This window comes from Herbiconiux daphne (assembly GCF_024979295.1).
GTDB lineage: Bacteria > Actinomycetota > Actinomycetes > Actinomycetales > Microbacteriaceae > Herbiconiux > Herbiconiux daphnes.
Genome location: NZ_JANLCJ010000490.1, coordinates 1 through 636, shown reverse-complemented (window position 1 = coordinate 636; position 636 = coordinate 1). Strand labels below are relative to the sequence as shown.

Here is a 636-nt window from a genome sequence, read left to right as displayed (position 1 = left end):
ATTCTAACGAAACATTAGGCGATGATGTTGGTTTCTCTACTCTCGCAATCTTTGATTCTAAGACAGAGCTTCAAAAGAATGCAGCCGTAGTACTCTCATGTATTACCTCATTCCAAGATGACCAGTCAGTTGATGCCACAGATGCTTCTTGTTTGGACGGTGGTTACAATCCTGATACACTTGCTGTATCTAAGAGTATCACTGCTTCTACAATGACACAGAACTCATTCTGGCTCAATCCTTTGGAACACAAAACTGATAATATTGACGGTTTCTTCCCAGTTACTGTTAAATCAGAAGTACTTCCTTATAAATGGAATGGCGATGATTACGGTGTAATCTACATTACCGACATTGCTCCTGATAATTGTGGTTGGGTTACCGTATCATCTGATAACAAATGTGAGCAAGTGTTCCAAGCAACATACGCTTCTCACGCTATCCAACTTGACGATACTGAGTTCATCGAACTTAAAGGTAACTTTAATGCCGTCAACAATGGAGCAGTTCTTGTCAATAAGAGCTACGTTGGTCAATCATTACTCGTTACATATCCTCGTTCTATCACAGTCGAAGAATATGTTGCCGATGATTCTCGTCTTGAAGGCTGGCACGCTGAGATTCAAGTACCAGTTA

Annotated in this window: 1 protein-coding gene; it reads left to right on the top strand. The window is 40.6% G+C overall.

Annotation, left to right across the window (positions count from 1 at the left end; genetic code table 11):
• Positions 1 to 636: hypothetical protein (locus N1032_RS26025; RefSeq protein ID WP_259543520.1), on the top strand; the 636-nt coding region annotated here is incomplete at both ends.